The 15,643-nt window shown below is 71.8% G+C and carries 14 protein-coding genes; 13 read left to right on the top strand and 1 reads right to left on the bottom strand.

What is annotated here, in order from left to right; translation table 11 throughout:
• Window positions 1-26 precede the first annotated feature (26 nt).
• The 9 genes from ACOJUI_RS15925 (at window position 27) to ACOJUI_RS15885 (ending at window position 7,758) form a co-directional block, all read left to right on the top strand.
• Window positions 27-860, top strand: coding sequence for a class II glutamine amidotransferase (locus tag ACOJUI_RS15925; RefSeq protein WP_422115904.1), 834 nt, complete (start codon window positions 27-29; stop codon window positions 858-860).
• Between the two features lie 119 nt (window positions 861-979).
• Window positions 980-1,825, top strand: a complete 846-nt coding sequence (locus ACOJUI_RS15920; protein WP_422115903.1) for an ABC transporter ATP-binding protein — start codon at window positions 980-982, stop codon at window positions 1,823-1,825.
• Complete coding sequence (locus ACOJUI_RS15915; RefSeq protein WP_422115902.1) at window positions 1,822-2,472, top strand: ABC transporter permease; 651 nt, start codon at window positions 1,822-1,824, stop codon at window positions 2,470-2,472. The genes ACOJUI_RS15920 and ACOJUI_RS15915 overlap by 4 nt, the downstream gene beginning before the upstream one ends.
• Entirely contained in the window at window positions 2,469-3,143 is a 675-nt protein-coding gene (locus tag ACOJUI_RS15910; protein ID WP_422115901.1) for an ABC transporter permease, read from the top strand. Before ACOJUI_RS15915 ends, ACOJUI_RS15910 begins: the two co-directional genes overlap by 4 nt.
• A gap of 75 nt (window positions 3,144-3,218) precedes the next feature.
• A complete protein-coding gene (locus ACOJUI_RS15905) occupies window positions 3,219-4,169 on the top strand; it encodes an ABC transporter substrate-binding protein (protein WP_422115900.1) in 951 nt (316 codons plus the stop codon).
• Between the two features lie 82 nt (window positions 4,170-4,251).
• Window positions 4,252-4,740, top strand: coding sequence for an SRPBCC family protein (locus tag ACOJUI_RS15900; protein WP_422115899.1), 489 nt, complete (start codon window positions 4,252-4,254; stop codon window positions 4,738-4,740).
• Window positions 4,741-4,907: 167 nt separating this feature from the next.
• Window positions 4,908-5,393: a polyketide cyclase gene (locus ACOJUI_RS15895; protein ID WP_422115898.1), complete on the top strand. Its 486-nt coding sequence runs from the start codon at window positions 4,908-4,910 to the stop codon at window positions 5,391-5,393.
• A 72-nt stretch (window positions 5,394-5,465) separates the two neighbouring features.
• Complete coding sequence (gene fdhD, locus ACOJUI_RS15890; RefSeq protein WP_422115897.1) at window positions 5,466-6,338, top strand: formate dehydrogenase accessory sulfurtransferase FdhD; 873 nt, start codon at window positions 5,466-5,468, stop codon at window positions 6,336-6,338.
• Window positions 6,339-6,675: 337 nt separating this feature from the next.
• Window positions 6,676-7,758 carry a hypothetical protein gene (locus ACOJUI_RS15885; RefSeq protein WP_422115896.1) on the top strand — a complete coding sequence of 361 codons (1,083 nt, stop codon included), beginning with the start codon at window positions 6,676-6,678 and terminating at the stop codon, window positions 7,756-7,758.
• A 195-nt stretch (window positions 7,759-7,953) separates the two neighbouring features.
• On the opposite strand, the gene ACOJUI_RS15880 is transcribed toward ACOJUI_RS15885, so the two are convergent.
• Window positions 7,954-8,913 (bottom strand): sugar-binding transcriptional regulator, encoded by a 960-nt coding sequence (locus tag ACOJUI_RS15880; RefSeq protein WP_422115895.1) that lies wholly within the window; start codon window positions 8,911-8,913, stop codon window positions 7,954-7,956.
• A 158-nt stretch (window positions 8,914-9,071) separates the two neighbouring features.
• On the opposite strand from ACOJUI_RS15880, the gene ACOJUI_RS15875 reads away from it, so the two are divergent.
• From ACOJUI_RS15875 to putP, 4 genes are all read left to right on the top strand, one after another.
• On the top strand, window positions 9,072-10,814 hold the full coding sequence (locus ACOJUI_RS15875; RefSeq protein WP_422115894.1) for a glycerol-3-phosphate dehydrogenase/oxidase: 1,743 nt from the start codon (window positions 9,072-9,074) through the stop codon (window positions 10,812-10,814).
• Between the two features lie 269 nt (window positions 10,815-11,083).
• A complete protein-coding gene (locus ACOJUI_RS15870) occupies window positions 11,084-11,806 on the top strand; it encodes an MIP/aquaporin family protein (protein ID WP_422117688.1) in 723 nt (240 codons plus the stop codon).
• An 88-nt stretch (window positions 11,807-11,894) separates the two neighbouring features.
• Complete coding sequence (glpK, locus tag ACOJUI_RS15865; protein WP_422115893.1) at window positions 11,895-13,439, top strand: glycerol kinase GlpK; 1,545 nt, start codon at window positions 11,895-11,897, stop codon at window positions 13,437-13,439.
• A 625-nt stretch (window positions 13,440-14,064) separates the two neighbouring features.
• A complete protein-coding gene (gene putP, locus ACOJUI_RS15860) occupies window positions 14,065-15,642 on the top strand; it encodes a sodium/proline symporter PutP (protein ID WP_422115892.1) in 1,578 nt (525 codons plus the stop codon).
• The last annotated feature ends 1 nt before the right edge of the window (window position 15,643 follow it).

Here is a 15,643-nt window from a genome sequence, read left to right as displayed (position 1 = left end):
GCCCCTCCGGAAAGCTGGTCCCGCCCATGTGCCGCCTGCTCGGTGTCGTCTCCCGTGAGCCCATCTCCCTCGACCGCGCGGTCGCCGAGGAGATCGAGCCCTTCACCGCCCAGTCCGAGGTCCACGGCGACGGCTGGGGCGTGGCCTGGTTCGCCGCCGAGGATGCCGAGGTCGCGCTCGCCGCGGGCGCCCACGACCCCGGACTCCCGCTCGCCAACCCCCGTCGGCCGCAGATCCACCGCCACCTGGACCGGGCGCGCGAGTCCGCCGCCTACCGCGAGGCGGTCGGCGCCGCGACCGGCCCGATGATGCTCGTGCACCTGCGCAAGGCCAGCCCCGGCCTGCCCCTGCAGCTGACCAACACGCACCCCTTCCGCGAGGGCGAGAGGGTCTTCGCGCACAACGGCCAGTTCGACCTCTCACCGGAGCTGCGCGAGGCGGTGCTCGCCCGCGGCGGCCGCACCCCCGAGGGCACCACCGATTCGGAGCTCTTCTTCTCCCTGATCGAGCTCCACGCCCGCGAGGCCGATGCGGCCACCGCCGTGCAGCGCGCCGCCGCGGACATCACCGCGCTCTGCCTCGAGCACGGCACCCGGGTCCCCGAGGCGCTGAACTGCCTGTACATGACGCCCGACGTGATGATCGCCTACCAGCAGTCCGATCCCGCCCAGGCAAAGCCGCACCATGAGGTGGACAACTACTCGCTGCGCTACCGGATCGATGCCGAGCGGGTGATCGTGGCCTCGACCGGCATCGAGCAGACGAACTACCTCGAGGTGGGGGAGGGCCAGGCCCTGGTCATCGACCGCCGTGACCTCAGCGTCTCGGTGCGCCCGGCCCTCGCCGCGGCAGCGGCCTGAGCGGCAGGGCGCGCGGTGACACGGGCCGGCGGGGCACCCCGGTGCCCTGCAGGGGGATCTGGGTACAGTGTGCCCGCCGGCAGTGATCGCTCGTCGGACCGCCGCCGCTGGGAGGCCCTGTGATCGGATTCGAGCACGTCCGCAAGGAGTACCCCGGAGGCACCGTCGCGGTCGAGGACTTCAGCCTGGAGATCGCCTCCCACGAGTCCGTGGTGCTGGTGGGGACCTCCGGCTCCGGCAAGACCACCCTGATGCGCATGGTCAACCGGATGGTCGACCCCACCTCGGGGCGCGTCCACATCGACGGCGACGACGTCGCGAGCCTCGACGCGGTGCAGCTGCGCCGCAGCATCGGCTACGTCATGCAGGCCTCCGGGCTGCTCCCGCACCGCACCGTGCTGGACAACATCACCACCGTGCCCGTGCTGCGCGGCACTGCGAAGCGGGAGGCCCGCGCCCGCGCCCAGGAGCTGATGGAGACCGTCGGCCTGGATGCCGCGCTCGCCTCCCGCTACCCCGCGCAGCTCTCCGGCGGCCAGCAGCAACGGGTGGGGGTGGCCCGCGGACTCGCCGCCGACCCCAACATCCTGCTGATGGACGAGCCCTTCGGCGCCGTCGACCCGATCGTGCGCAGCGAACTGCAGCTCGAGCTGCAGCGCCTGCAGCGGGACCTGCGCAAGACCATCGTCTTCGTCACCCACGACATCGACGAGGCCTTCCTGATCGGCGACCGGGTGGTGATCCTCAAGCCCGGCGGCGTCATCGCCCAGGTGGGCACCCCGCAGGAGATCCTCGCCGCCCCGGCCGACGAGTTCGTGGCCAGCTTCGTGGGCGCCGACCGGGGCGCCCGCACCCTGCACGTCGAGCGGATCGACGGCCGCGAGATCGTGGTGGACGCCGACGGCCGCGCCGCCGGGGTGCTCGAGCCCCATCCCCGCACCGGCGCCGGAGCGGGCCCGCCATGATCTGGGTCCTGGACAACCTCGGCCTGATCGGCGGGTACACCGGCGCGCACCTGCTGCAGGCGCTGCCGCCGATCCTGATCGCCTTCGCGCTGTCGCTGCCGCTGGCGAAGCTCGCCAACGCGGTCGGCTGGCTGCGCGCGGGCGTCACCACCGCCTCGGGGCTGATGTACGCGATCCCCTCGCTGCCGCTGTTCGTCCTGCTGCCGGGGCTGATCGGCACCAGCGTGCGCAGCCCGCTGAACATCGCCATCGCGCTGTCGCTGTACGGCCTGGCCCTGATGGTGCCCACCGCCTCGGACGGCTTCCGCTCCGTCAGCCGCGACGTGCTCGGCTCCGCCACCGCCCAGGGCTACGCCCCCGCGGCGCGCTTCTTCCGCGTCGAGCTGCCGCTGGCCGGCCCCGTGCTGCTGGCCGGGGTGCGGGTGGTCGCGGTCAGCACCATCTCGCTGGTCACCGTCGGCGGCGTGCTCGGCGTGCCCAGCCTCGGCATGCTCTTCACCGACGGCATCCGCCGCGGCATCCTCGAGGAGATCCTGGCCGGGGTGGTCCTGACCGCCGTGCTCGCCCTGCTGGCCGATGCGCTGCTGGTGCTGCTGGGCCGCGCGATCATGCCCTGGACCCGGAGCACGGAGGTGCGGCGCCCATGAACGAGGGGAACGTCTTCCTGGAGTCCTTCGGGTGGCTGGCCGAGCCCAGCCGCTGGAGCGGCCCCGGCAGCATCCCGCTGCGGCTGCTCGAGCACCTGGGCTACACCGCCCTCGGCGTGGTGGCCGCCGCGCTGATCGCGGTCCCGCTCGGGGTGTGGGTCGGCCACACCGGGCGGTTCAAGGGCCTGGCGGTCGCCGCCGCCGGCGCGGCCCGCGCCCTGCCCACCCTGGGCCTGGTCACCCTCTTCGCGCTGCTGCTGGGGGTGGGGCTGACGGCCCCGCTGCTGTCCTTCGTGATCCTCGCGCTGCCCTCCCTGCTGGCCGGCGCCTATTCCGCGGTGGAGTCCGTGGCGCCGGCGACCGTGGACGCCGCCCGTGCCCAGGGCATGACCGAGTGGCAGATCCTGACCCGGGTCGAGCTCCCGCTGGGCATGCCGCTGCTGGTGGGCGGTTTCCGCGGCGCGACCGTGCAGGTCGTGGCCACCGCCATGCTCGCCGCCTACGTGGGCAACGGCGGGCTGGGGCGGTTCATCTTCCAGGGCCTGGGCGTCCAGAACTATCCGCAGATGATCGGCGGTTCGCTGCTGGTGATCGCCCTGGCCCTGCTGCTCGACCTCGCCCTGCTGCTCACCCAGCGCCTCACCGCCCCGCGCGGGCTGAGCCCCGTCTGACCCCTGCCGGCGACGACCGCTGCGGCGGCCGCCGCGCCCCGTCCCCGACCGATCCGCCCGCCCTAGGAGAATCCCATGAGAATCCACAGCACCCGTCGTCACCTGCTCGGCGCCCTCGGCCTCGGAGGGGTGGCGCTCGGCGCCGCCGCCTGCGGCAGCTCCGACCCCTTCGAGGAGGAGACCGCCGACAGCGGCAGCGGCACCGCGTCCGACGCCGGCGGCGCGGCCGGCTCCGTCGTCATCGGCTCCCAGGCCTACTACTCCAACGAGATCATCGCCGAGCTGTTCGCCCAGGTGCTCGAGGCCGAGGGGCTCACCGTCGAGCGGCAGTACCAGATCGGTCAGCGCGAGGTGTACATGCCGGAGCTCGAGGCCGGCAGCCTGGACCTGCTGCCCGAGTACCTCGGCAACCTGCTCCAGCACTACGACCCCGAGGCCGCCTCGGCGAGCCCCGAGGAGATCCACGCCGCCCTCGGGGAGGCGCTGCCCGAGGGACTGCGGGTGCTCGCCTTCGCCGAGGCGTCCGACCAGGACTCCTACACCACCACCTCCGCCTTCGCGCAGGAGCACTCGCTGACCTCGATCGGCGACCTCGCGGGCGTCGAGGAGGATCTCGAGATCGCCGCCAACAGCGAGTTCGAGGTGCGACCCTACGGCCCCGAGGGAGCCAAGGCGATCTACGACGTGGATGTCTCCGTGGTGCCCGTCGAGGACTCCGGTGGCCCGCTGACCGTGCAGGCCCTGGTGGACGGCGACGTGCAGCTGGCGAACATCTACACCGCGGATCCCTCGATCGCCGAGAACGACCTGGTGGTGCTCGAGGACCCGGAGGCGCTGATCCTCCCGCAGAACGTGGTGCCGGTGGTCTCGGCGACGATCGACGAGACCGCCGCGGCCGCGATCGAGCGCGTCCTCGCAGCGCTCAGCGCCGACGACCTGGTGGAGCTGAACCGCCGCAGCGTCGTGGACCAGGCGAGCTCCACCGACATCGCCGCCGAGTGGCTCACGGAGCAGGGACTGGTCTGATCGCGTCTGCCTGGCCTGCACCGTTGACCGTGCGGTCGGCTCGCGGGTGACAACGCGGCCGCCACGCGGCAGGGTGGACGGCATGACGAGCAACCAGACCCACCTGACCGTGACCCGCACCGTCGACGCCTCGGCGAAGGAGCTGTTCGCCCTGCTCACCCTGCCGGCGCGCCACCCCGAGTTCGACGGCTCCGGCAGCGTCCGCAGCGCCGACGACACCGAGCGCATCACCAAGACCGGCGAGAAGTTCGTGATGAACATGCACCGGGAGGCGATGGGCGGCGACTACCGCACCCACAACTTCGTCACCGCCTTCGACGAGAACAAGATGATCGGCTGGCAGCCGGCTCCGGAGGGCGAGGACGGCAGCGCCCCCGAGGGGCCGCTGGGCTGGGAGTGGCTCTACGAGCTGAAGGCGCAGGGGTCCGACTCCACCGAGGTCTCGCTGACCTACGACTGGTCCAAGGTCACCGACCAGAAGCTGCTCGAGCGCGTCGGCTTCCCGGCGATCCCCGAGGAGGACCTCGAGCAGTCGCTGAACCTGCTGGCGGCCGCGGTGACGAAGTCCTGAGCTGACCGCTCCCGCGCTGGACGGCGCCCCGGACCCGGCATCGGGGCCGGGGCGCCGCCGCGCGGACCGTCGGCCGATCCCGGACCTGCCACCGGCGCGGGGTGGTGCATAGGATCGGGGGGACCCGTGGCCGCACCGGGCCACGGCCTCACCCCAGGAGTGCAGTCATGGCCGACGCCCCCGCCCCCGACGTCACCGGCGACGTCCCCGACGAGATCGTCCTCAGCATCGACATCCCCGCCACCGCCGAGACCGTGTTCCGGATCGTCGCCGAACCCGGCTGGTTCATCAACGACGGCGAGTACCGGCCGCACGAGATCACCACCGAAGGCGGCATCTCCCGCGTCGTCGACCCCGTCCACGGCGTCTTCTCGATCGTCACCGAGCTGCGCGAACCGCCCCACCGGGTGCGCTTCCGCTGGCTCGGCGGTGGCCTCGGGTCGATCTCCGACGCCCCCACCAACACCGTCGAGTTCGTCATCGACCCCATCGGCAGGACCCGGGCCGACGGGGTCCGGCTCACCGTGCGCGAGCGCGGCTTCGCCGGACTCAGCCGCGATCCCGAGCTGCGCCGGCGCAACTACGAGGAGAACCTGCGCGGCTGGGAGGAGGAGCTCGAGGTCGCCCGCACGGTCGCCGTCCAGGGGCGCTGAGCGCGTCCCGGGCAGCCCCGGAGTGACGCACCGGACCGACCGCGGCGCAGGTCGGCGGACTATCCTCGGACGATGGGCAGGGTCACCGAGAACACGCGGATCCGCACCGTCCGGGTGCGCGACGGGAAGCTGTACGCCGGGCGCAAGGGCGACCACGTCGCCGTCGAGGAGCCGCTGGACATCCGGCTGAACGGCCAGGAGCTGTCGCTGACCATGCGCACCCCCGGCCATGACGTCGAACTGATCCACGGCTTCCTGCACGGCGAGGGCATGATCGCCCACCGCGAGGACATCGCCGAGGCGCGCTACTGCGACGGCGCCGTGGTCGACCAGGGCAGCGGCTTCGCGCAGAACACCTACAACGTCATGGACCTCACCACCTCCCGACCCCAGCTGCTGCCGGTGATCACGAAGAAGTTCACCACCACCTCTGCCTGCGGGGTCTGCGGCTCCGAGAGCATCGACGCGGTGCGCCAGAAGAGCCGCTTCACCCTGATGACCACCTGGAGCATCGATCCGCGCATCATCCTCTCCGCCGCCCGGGCGCTGAGCGACGAGCAGGCCGTCTTCTCCCGCACCGGCGGCGTCCACGCCGCCGCCCTGGTCGACCTGCAGGGGAACCTGCTGGTCGTCCGCGAGGACGTGGGGCGCCACAACGCGGTCGACAAGGTCATCGGCTGGGCCCTGCTCGAGGACCGGCTGCCGCTGCGCGACTGCTTCCTGCTGGTCTCCTCCCGCGCCAGCTTCGAGATCGCCCAAAAGGCCTGCATGGCCGGGATCCCGCTGCTGGCCTGCGTCTCCGCCGCCAGCTCCCTGGCCGTGGACACTGCGGAGGAGTTCGGCATGACACTGGTCGGCTTCACCCGCGCCCTCGACGACGGCGACGGCCGCATGAACGTGTACACGCATCCCGAGCGGCTGGACCTGGCGGCGGCCGAGGGCTGAGCGGCGCGGGCGCGGGCGGCGCGCCGTCGGCCGCCGATCGGCCGCTGCCGTCCGCCGCCGTCGGCCGCTGTCGTCCGCCGCCGATCGACGGGAATTGCTTCCATCCGTTCCATGATCCGGCCGATCTGGATCGAAACCTGGCCCGATCGGGCTCGGCCCGATCCGACCGATGCGTCCGGCCGATGGTCCGGGGCCGGCTCGGCGTTGCCGCCTCGGATCGGTGCGACACCACCCCGGGACCCATGCCTCCGCCGCGATCGACCCTCCCCAAGAGGGTTTTGTCCACACGTTCTCACCTCGCAACGCCGCTGCGGCGAACCGTCCCTACCGTCGAGGCATGCCACGAGACAGCGGAAGGTTCGCAGGAGCGCTGCTCCACCGCTCCCAATGGCTAGCCGCTGGGTTCCATCCGCGTGACCTCGCCTCCGATCGCTTCACGACGGTCTTCCCGGGCTACCACACCCTGACCGTCCATCCGGCGACCGTCAATGCGATGGCGTGGGTTCTGCAGAACCGGGTCCAGCGCGGCAGCGTTCTCAGCCACACGACCGCTGCGCTGCTGTGGGGTGTTCCCCTGCCGTGGAGGCTGGAGGACGGCGTCGGGCTTCTCCGTCGGCCGGACCTGCCCACGCGCGAAGGCGTTCCTCTCATTCCCGCCGTGCTCCCGGACCGATCCCTGGCCGCGGGCGCGAAGCTCCCGATGCTGCACTGCCGCGTCGAGCGGGGCGGCAGCGCGGGCGTCAGCAGGGGAGCAGTGGTGCACCGCTGTCGCGGCGGCGAGATCGCGAGGGTCGGTGGCCTCATCGTCTCCTCGCCCGGCGATACGCTGCGGGAGCTGGCGACGCTGATGCCGCTGTGGGATGTCGTTGCGGCCATCGAGGCCGTCGTGGGCCCGCAGACGACGACCGCCCGGACGACCCTGCCCGCGTTGTCGGAGGTGATTGCCGAGGCTCATCGGCGGGCCGGAGCACCGCGACTGCGAGCGGCGCTCGACCTCGCGCGCATGAGCGTCCGCTCGCCGGGCGAGACCGTGATGCGACTGTTGCTCGACGCCGTCGGCTTCCCGTCGGCCACTCCCAACCTCCCCGTGCGCGATCCTGTCTCCAACCAGCTGCGGGAGATCGATCTCGCGTGGGAGGCGGTCGGGCTGGGTCTCGAATATGACGGTGAGGGACATCGCCTCACCAAGGAGCAATGGCGCGAGGACGAGGCCCGGCGGGAGGAGCTCGCCTCGTACGGGTGGACCCTGGTGCGCGCGAACGGGGACGACCTCTGGCGTCCGCTCCGGCTCCTGCTCCGACTGCGGCGCACCGCCCAGAGGCACGGCCTGGCCGTGCCCAGCGAGGAGCGTATCCGCGAAGGGCTCCGGGACGTCGCACGCCGGCAGCTGTCGCTGCGCATCCGCGGACCCCGGCCGTGACGGCCCTGTCCCACGCCGGCCCCACTCCGGCGCGGCGATCCCGGCCGACGGCGATTGCGCCATTCCGTTCCAGGAAGAGCCAGATCTGGAACAGATGCTGACTCGATCATCATCAGTGGGGGCGTGGTGGCGTGGTGGCGTGGTGGCGTGGGGGCGTGGGGGTGTGGGGACGCGGGGGTGCGGCGGCGCCCGCGCTCAGCGGAGGGCGAGCAGGCTCGCGGCGGTGACCTCGTCGACCACGACGTCCGTGGCCACCCCGGCGCGCAGCGCCGCCCGCAGGGGGAGCGCCTTGCGCGGCCCGGAGGCCACCAGCAGCCGGCGCGGGATCCGCGCCAGGCGCCCGGGATCCGCCCCGGAGCCGCGGGCGTTCATCGCGATGTCCCGGTAGCTGCCGTCGGCCCGCAGGAACACCGTGCAGACGTCGCCGACCGCCCCGTCGGCCCGCAGCGAGCGCAGGTCCTCCTCGGCCAGGTAGTTGTTGGTGTAGACGTGGCTGGGGATGTCCGCGTCGAAGGCGCCCACGCTGAAGACGGCGAGGGTGGTCTGCTGCTGGACCTCGAGCACCCGCTGCACCGAGCGCTCGTGCCACATCGCGTCCCGGGTGGCGGCGAAGTCGAAGAAGGCGGGCACCGGGAAGTGGTGCACCGGCGCATCCCACAGCGTCGCGGCCCGGGCCAGCACCGTCGAGACATAGGTGAGCCCGGAGCCCTCGGTGTTGATGGCGCCGTTGAGCTGGACGATCCTCATCCCCGGCACCGGTCGGGCGGTGACGCTGCCCAGCAGGGACGCGATGGTGGTGCCCCAGGCCAGCCCCAGCGTGGTCCCCGGCTCCAGCATGTCGTCCAGCAGATCGGCCCCCACCTCGGTCACCGCCTGCAGGCGCTCACGCTCCCCGTCACCGGGGGAGGCCGGGACCACCCGGGTCCGCACCCCGTACTGCTGGGAGATCCGGCGACCCAGCTCCTCGATGCGGTGGGCGCCCGGGGGCCGCAGCGAGATCCGCACCAGCCCCGCCTCCCGGGCGTCGCGCAGCATCCGCGAGACCGTCGAGCGGGAGACGCCGAGGCTCCCGGCGATCGCCTCCATGGTCTGGGACTCGCCGTAGTACATCCGTGCAGCCTCGAAGGCCGACTCCAGCCGGGACGCCTCTGCCATGGCCCCAGTTTCGCACGGTCGTGCACGTTCGTGCACGCGGCTTGCGCCCGGATGCACGGAGGTCCCACGATGACCGCAGTGCCCGTCGCATCCACCGACCCTGACGTCGACCGCGCGGGCACCTCGACCACCAGGCGTCAGTGCGAAGGAGCAGCCCCGTGACCGATCAGCAGCGGTCCGCCCTCACCCCGGCCGGCCGGGCCGAGCATCTCGCCCGTCTGCGCGCCGCCACCGCCGAGAACCCCCTGGACGTGCTCGTCGTCGGCGGCGGGGTCAACGGCGCCGGCGCGGCCTTCGACGCCGCCACCCGCGGCCTGAGCGTCGGCCTCGTCGAGGCGCGCGACTGGTCCTCCGGCACCTCCTCGCGCTCCTCCAAGCTCATGCACGGGGGCCTGCGCTACCTGCAGATGCTCGACTTCAAGCTGGTCGCCGAGGCCCTGCGCGAGCGGGACCTGCTGATCCGCCACACCGCCCCGCACCTGGTCAAGCCCATCAAGTTCGTCTTCCCCTTCTTCAAGCACGTCGTCGACCGGGCCTTCATCGGCTCCGGCGTGATGCTCTACGACGCCATGCAGTCCGTCGGCCGCAAGCGCGCCGTGCCCATGCACCGGCACCTGCTGCACGGCAAGATGCTCGAGGTGTTCCCCGCGCTGGACGGCGACAAGGCCGTCGGCGCCCTCGAGTACTCCGACGCGCAGGTCGACGACGCCCGCTTCGTGCTGATGCTGGTGCGCTCCGCCGCGCAGCACGACGCCGCGGTCGCGAACTACACGAGGGTCGTCGACTACCTCCACGAGGGCGAGCGCGTCAGCGGCGCCCGGGTGCGCGACGAGGAGACCGGCGAGGAGTTCGAGATCCACGCCCGCCAGACCATCCTCGCCGGCGGGGTCTGGACCCAGGACCAGCAGGAGCTCGCCGGGGCCGACGCCGGCCTCGAGGTCCTCGCCTCCAAGGGCATCCACATCACCGTCGCCCGCGACCGCATCCCCGCGGCCCCCGACACCGGGATCATCACCCAGACCGAGAAGTCCGTCCTGTTCATCATCCCCTGGGACGAGTACTGGGTGATCGGCACCACCGACACCCCCTGGCAGCAGGACGTCGCCCACCCCGCCGCGACCAGCGACGACATCGACTACGTCCTCGAGCACGCCAATGCGGTGCTCGCCGACGACCTCAGCCGCGAGGACGTCATCGGCGTGTACACGGGACTGCGCCCGCTGCTGCAGCCGCTGAAGAAGGGCTCCGACGCAGGGTCGACGAAGGTCTCCCGCGAGCACACCGTGATGGAGGTCGAGCCCGGCCTCAGCGCCGTCGCGGGCGGCAAGTACACCACCTACCGGGTGATGGCCGAGGATGTCGTCGACTTCGCGCTGCGCGAGACCGAGCCGGGCCGGCCCAGCCTGACCCGCTCGATCCCGGTGCTCGGCGCGCAGGGCTACCAGGCCCTGGTGCGCGACAAGGACCGTCTCGCCGCGCGGTACGGCTTCGACCAGGTCCGCATCGACCGTCTGCTGTTCCGCTACGGGGCGCTGCTGAGCGACGTGCTGGCCCTGATCGACGAGGACCCGTCCCTGGGCACCCCCCTCGAGCACGCCCCCCGCTACCTGCGGGCCGAGGCGGTCTACGCGGTGCGCGCCGAGGGCGCCCTCCACCTGGCCGACATCCTCCAGCGCCGCACCCGGCTGGACTACGAGACCCGCGACCGCGGGGTCGCCGCCGCGGACGAGGTCGCCGCCCTGGTCGGCCCCGAGCTGGGCTGGGACGACGAGGCCCGCCGGCGCGAGATCGAGACCTACCGCGACTTCATCGCCGCCCGGCTGGAGGGCGAGCGCACCACCAGCGATGAGCAGGCCGCGGCCCGCCTCGCCGACGCTCCGGAGGTGCCGAGAAGAGGATGAGGCAGGACGGGGCCCGGAGCGAGGATCCGGGCCCCGCAAGGGGCGGGCACCGTGTGCGTCCCCGCGGAGCGCTCCCCGAGCTCCGCGACCCCCCGACCCGGTTCCCGTCCCAGGCCCCCGCTCCCTGACGAGCGGTGGGGCGGACGTCCCTGCTCGCACCCGCCGCCCTCTCGCGACCTGCGGAGGCGGCAGGCGCCGGCGACCCGTGGTCGGACCCCCGATCGCTCCGCATCGACGCGGAGCGGAGAGGAGCAGAACCCATGGACACCATCGGCACGATCCTGCTGTCGGAGATCGCGGGCACCGCGGTGCTGACGCTGCTGGGCGGCGGCGTCGTCGCCAACGCCATCCTGGGCAGGACCAAGGGCCACGGCGGCGGTTGGCTGCTGATCAACTTCGGCTGGGGGCTCGCGGTCTTCGCCGGCGTCTGGACCGCCTTCAAGACAGGGGCCCACATCAACCCGGCCGTCACCGTCGGCCTCCTGTTCAGCGAGGCCACCGAGTACGCTCCGGGCATCCCCATCACCCTCGGCACCACGCTGACCTACTTCGTGGCCCAGATGATCGGCGCCTTCCTCGGAGCGGTGCTGGCCTGGCTCACCTACCAGAACCACTACGACCAGGAGACCGACCCCGCCACCATCCTGGGCACCTTCTCCACCGGCCCGGAGATCCGCTCGAAGGGCTGGAACCTGGTCACCGAGATCATCGCGACCTTCGTGCTGATCTTCGTGATCATCATGTTCGGCAACACCCCCCACGACCTCGGCCCCCTCGCGGTCGCGCTGCTGGTGGTCGGGATCGGCGCCTCCCTCGGCGGACCGACCGGCTATGCCATCAACCCGGCCCGAGACCTCGGTCCGCGCCTCGCGCATGCGATCCTCCCGATCAGGAACAAGGGCGGCTCCGACTGGGGATACTCGTGGGTGCCGGTCCTCGGCCCCCTGATCGGCGCCGTCCTCGCGGGCCTCGCCTCGCTCCTCTACTTCTGAGCGGCCACCGCGCCCCGCCGCACCGACCCCGCCCCACCGACCCCGCCGCTGCACCTCACGACCCCTCATCACCGACGAAGGAGTTCTGATGAACGACGAGACCATGTACATCATGTCCATCGACCAGGGCACGACCTCGACCCGCGCGATCATCTTCGACCACGCCGGGCAGATCGTCGCCAGCGGCCAGAAGGAGCACCGACAGATCTTCCCGCGCTCCGGCTGGGTCGAGCACGATGCGAAGGAGATCTGGAAGAACACCCGCGACGTCGTCGGCCAGGCGCTGGTGAACGCCGAGATCAACCGCCACCAGCTCGCCGCCGTCGGCATCACCAACCAGCGCGAGACCGCCGTGGTCTGGGACCGCACCACGGGCGAGCCGGTGTACAACGCGATCGTCTGGCAGGACACCCGCACCCAGAAGATCTGCGACCAGCTCGCCGGCGAGGAAGGCGCCGACAAGTACAAGGAGCGGGTGGGGCTGCCGCTGGCGACGTACTTCTCCGGCCCCAAGGTCAAGTGGATCCTCGACAACGTCGAGGGGGCCCGGGAGAAGGCCGAGGCGGGTGACCTGCTGTTCGGCAACACCGACGCCTGGCTGGTGTGGAACATGACCGGCGGGGCGAACGGCGGGGTCCACGTCACCGACGTCACCAACGCCTCCCGCACCATGCTGATGAACATCGACACCCTCGACTGGAACGAGGACATCGCCGGCGACATGGGCATCCCGCTGTCCATGCTCCCGGAGATCTGCTCCTCCTCCGAGGTGTACGGGAAGGGCCGCAAGCAGGGGCTGCTGATCGACACCCCGATCGCCGGCATCCTCGGCGACCAGCAGGCCGCGACCTTCGGCCAGGCCTGCTTCGAGGTGGGCCAGGCCAAGAACACCTACGGCACCGGCAACTTCATGCTGATCAACACCGGCGAGGACCTGGTCCGCAGCGAGAACGGGCTGCTCACCACCGTCGCCTACAAGATCGGGGAGAACAAGCCGGTCTACGCCCTGGAGGGCTCGATCGCGGTGACCGGCTCGCTGGTGCAGTGGGTGCGCGACAACCTCGGCCTGATCAGCAGCGCCCCCGAGATCGAGGACCTCGCCAAGCAGGTCGACGACAACGGCGGCCTTTACATCGTCCCGGCCTTCTCGGGCCTGTTCGCCCCGCACTGGCGCTCCGACGCCCGCGGCGCGATGGTGGGCATGACCCGCTTCCACGACAAGCACCACATCGCCCGGGCCGCCCTGGAGGCCACCGCCTACCAGTCCCGCGAGGTGCTGGATGCGATGGTGGCCGACGCCGAGGCCGACGGGGTCGAGCTCAGCGAGCTCAAGGTCGACGGCGGCATGGTCATGAACGAGACCCTCATGCAGTTCCAGGCCGACATCCTCGGCGTCCCGGTGGTGCGGCCGAAGGTCATCGAGACCACCGCCCTCGGGGCCGCCTACGCCGCCGGCATCGCGGTGGGCTTCTGGGACGGCGAGCAGGACGTCATCGACAACTGGGCCGAGGACAAGCGCTGGGAGCCCCAGATGGACGAGGAGACCCGCGAGCGCTACCTGCGCCTGTGGAAGAAGGCCGTCGAGCGCACCCTGGACTGGGTGGACGAGGACACCGAGGCCCTGTTCGGCTGAGGCCGCCCCGCCCCCGCCCGCGCCCGCGCTCGGCCCGGCGCCGGGCCCCGCTCCTGGCGGCTTACCCAGTAGTTATGTGCGCGTGGCTTCCGTTCTTGGAAGCCACGCGCACATAACTCTGCGGTAGGGCTCGGGGAGCGAGCCACCCCGGGGGAGCGAGCCATCCCGGGGGAGCGAGCCATCCCGGGGGGAGCGGGCCATCTCGGGCGAGGCGGGCCATCCCGGGGGAGGCGGGCCATCCCGGGGGAAGGGAGCCATCCGGGGAGCAGCGGCGGGCAGACCGCGACGCACAGGATGGCTGACCGCCGCCCCGGGGGGCCTACCGGGTAGTCATGTGCATGTGGCTTCCGTCCGGGGAAGTCAGGCGCACATGACTCCGCGGTAGCGCCAGGGCACAGAGGGGAAGGTGAGGCGAGGGCGGCAAGGCGTGAGGCCACTGCGGCCACCCCGGGGCGGGCCGGGGCATGTCACCGTCGGGCAACGACGCGTGTGATCGGGGGCACCAGGGCGTAGGGTCGACGGCACCTCACCCCTCGACGCTCGCGCGTCCCGTCGGCGACCCCGGCGGCCGCCTGAACCCTGACCCCGCAGGTCCCCTCCTCCCCACCTGAGATCGGAGTCCTCCATGGATCTCGTCTTCAAGATGATCGCGCTGGGCGTCTACTTCGCCGCGATGATCGGCATCGGCCTGTACGCGTTCCGCAAGACCAAGGGGGGCGAGGACTACATGCTGGGCGGGCGCCAGCTGCATCCCTTCGTCGCCGCCCTCTCCGCCGGCGCGTCGGACATGTCGGGCTGGCTGCTGATGGGCCTGCCCGGCGCGCTGTACATGAACGGCCTGGTCGAGGCGTGGATCGCCGTCGGCCTCACCGTCGGTGCGGGGTTGAACTGGTTCTTCGTGGCCCCGCGGCTACGGCAGTACACCCAGATCGCCCGCAACGCGATCACCGTGCCGAGCTTCTTCGGCAACCGCCTCCATGACCGCACCAACGTGCTGCGGATCGCAGCGGGCCTGATCATCCTGGTGTTCTTCACCTTCTACGTCTCCTCCGGCATGGTCGCCGGCGGCGTGTTCTTCCAGTCGATGTTCGGCGGGCCCTACCTCACCGGCATGCTGCTGGTCGGCGGCGTCACCGTCCTCTACACCCTGTTCGGCGGCTTCCTCGGCGCCAGCTACACGGACGTCGTCCAGGGCCTGATCATGCTGGTCTCCCTGCTCGTCGTGCCGATCACCGCGATGTTCGTGGTGGGGGGACCGGCTCAGATGTTCGCCTCCGTGCGCGAAGTGAACGCCGACTTCGCCTCGATGACCTCCGGCGGCACCGCCGTCGGCATCATCTCGGCGCTCGCCTGGGGGCTGGGCTACTTCGGCCAGCCGCACATCATCGTGCGCTTCATGGCCCTGCGCTCCTCGCGCGATTCGCGGTACGGCCTGGTCGTGGGCATGAGCTGGATGGTCATCTGCGTGCTGGGTGCCGTGTTCACCGCCCTCGCCGGCCTGGCCTACTTCCAGCAGAACGCCGAGGCGGTCCTGACCGACACCACCAACGGCGAGTCCGTGTTCCTGGACCTCTCGCAGATCCTCTTCCACCCACTGATCGCCGGGGTGCTGCTGGCCGCGGTGCTCGCGGCGATCATGTCCACGATCTCCTCGCAGCTGATCGTCACCAGCTCCGCGCTGGTCGAGGACCTCATCGGCGGGGTCGGCATCAAGCTCAGCTCGAAGGGCGCCCTCTGGGGCGGCCGGATCGGCGTGCTCGTGGTGTCGGTGGTCGCCGTGCTGCTCGCGCTGGACCCGAACAGCTCGGTGCTCGGCCTGGTGGCCTTCGCCTGGGCCGGCTTCGGCGCGGCCTTCGGGCCGATCGTGCTGCTCGCGCTGTTCTGGCGCCGTCTCACGGCGGCCGGCGCCGCGGTGGGCATGGTCGCCGGCGCCGTGGTCGCTTTCGTGTGGGGTCAGGCCTGGGGACCGGACCGGATCGAGCTCGACGTGAGCTGGGACCTGTTCGCCGGGCAGCACCTGTACGAGATCATCCCCGGCTTCCTGGTCTGCCTCGTGCTGGCCGTGCTGGTCAGCCTGATCACCCCGCAGCCGCCCGCCCTGGCGATGCAGGAGTTCGACGACATGGTCGAGTCGCTGGCCACCGGGGAGGCCCGGGACCGCTCGGGCGAGGCCGCACAGACGGGGCCGGGCGCGGCACGCTGAG

Source organism: Brachybacterium sp. UNK5269 (assembly GCF_049266655.1).
Lineage (GTDB): Bacteria > Actinomycetota > Actinomycetes > Actinomycetales > Dermabacteraceae > Brachybacterium.
This window is presented reverse-complemented; position numbering and strand designations above follow the sequence as displayed.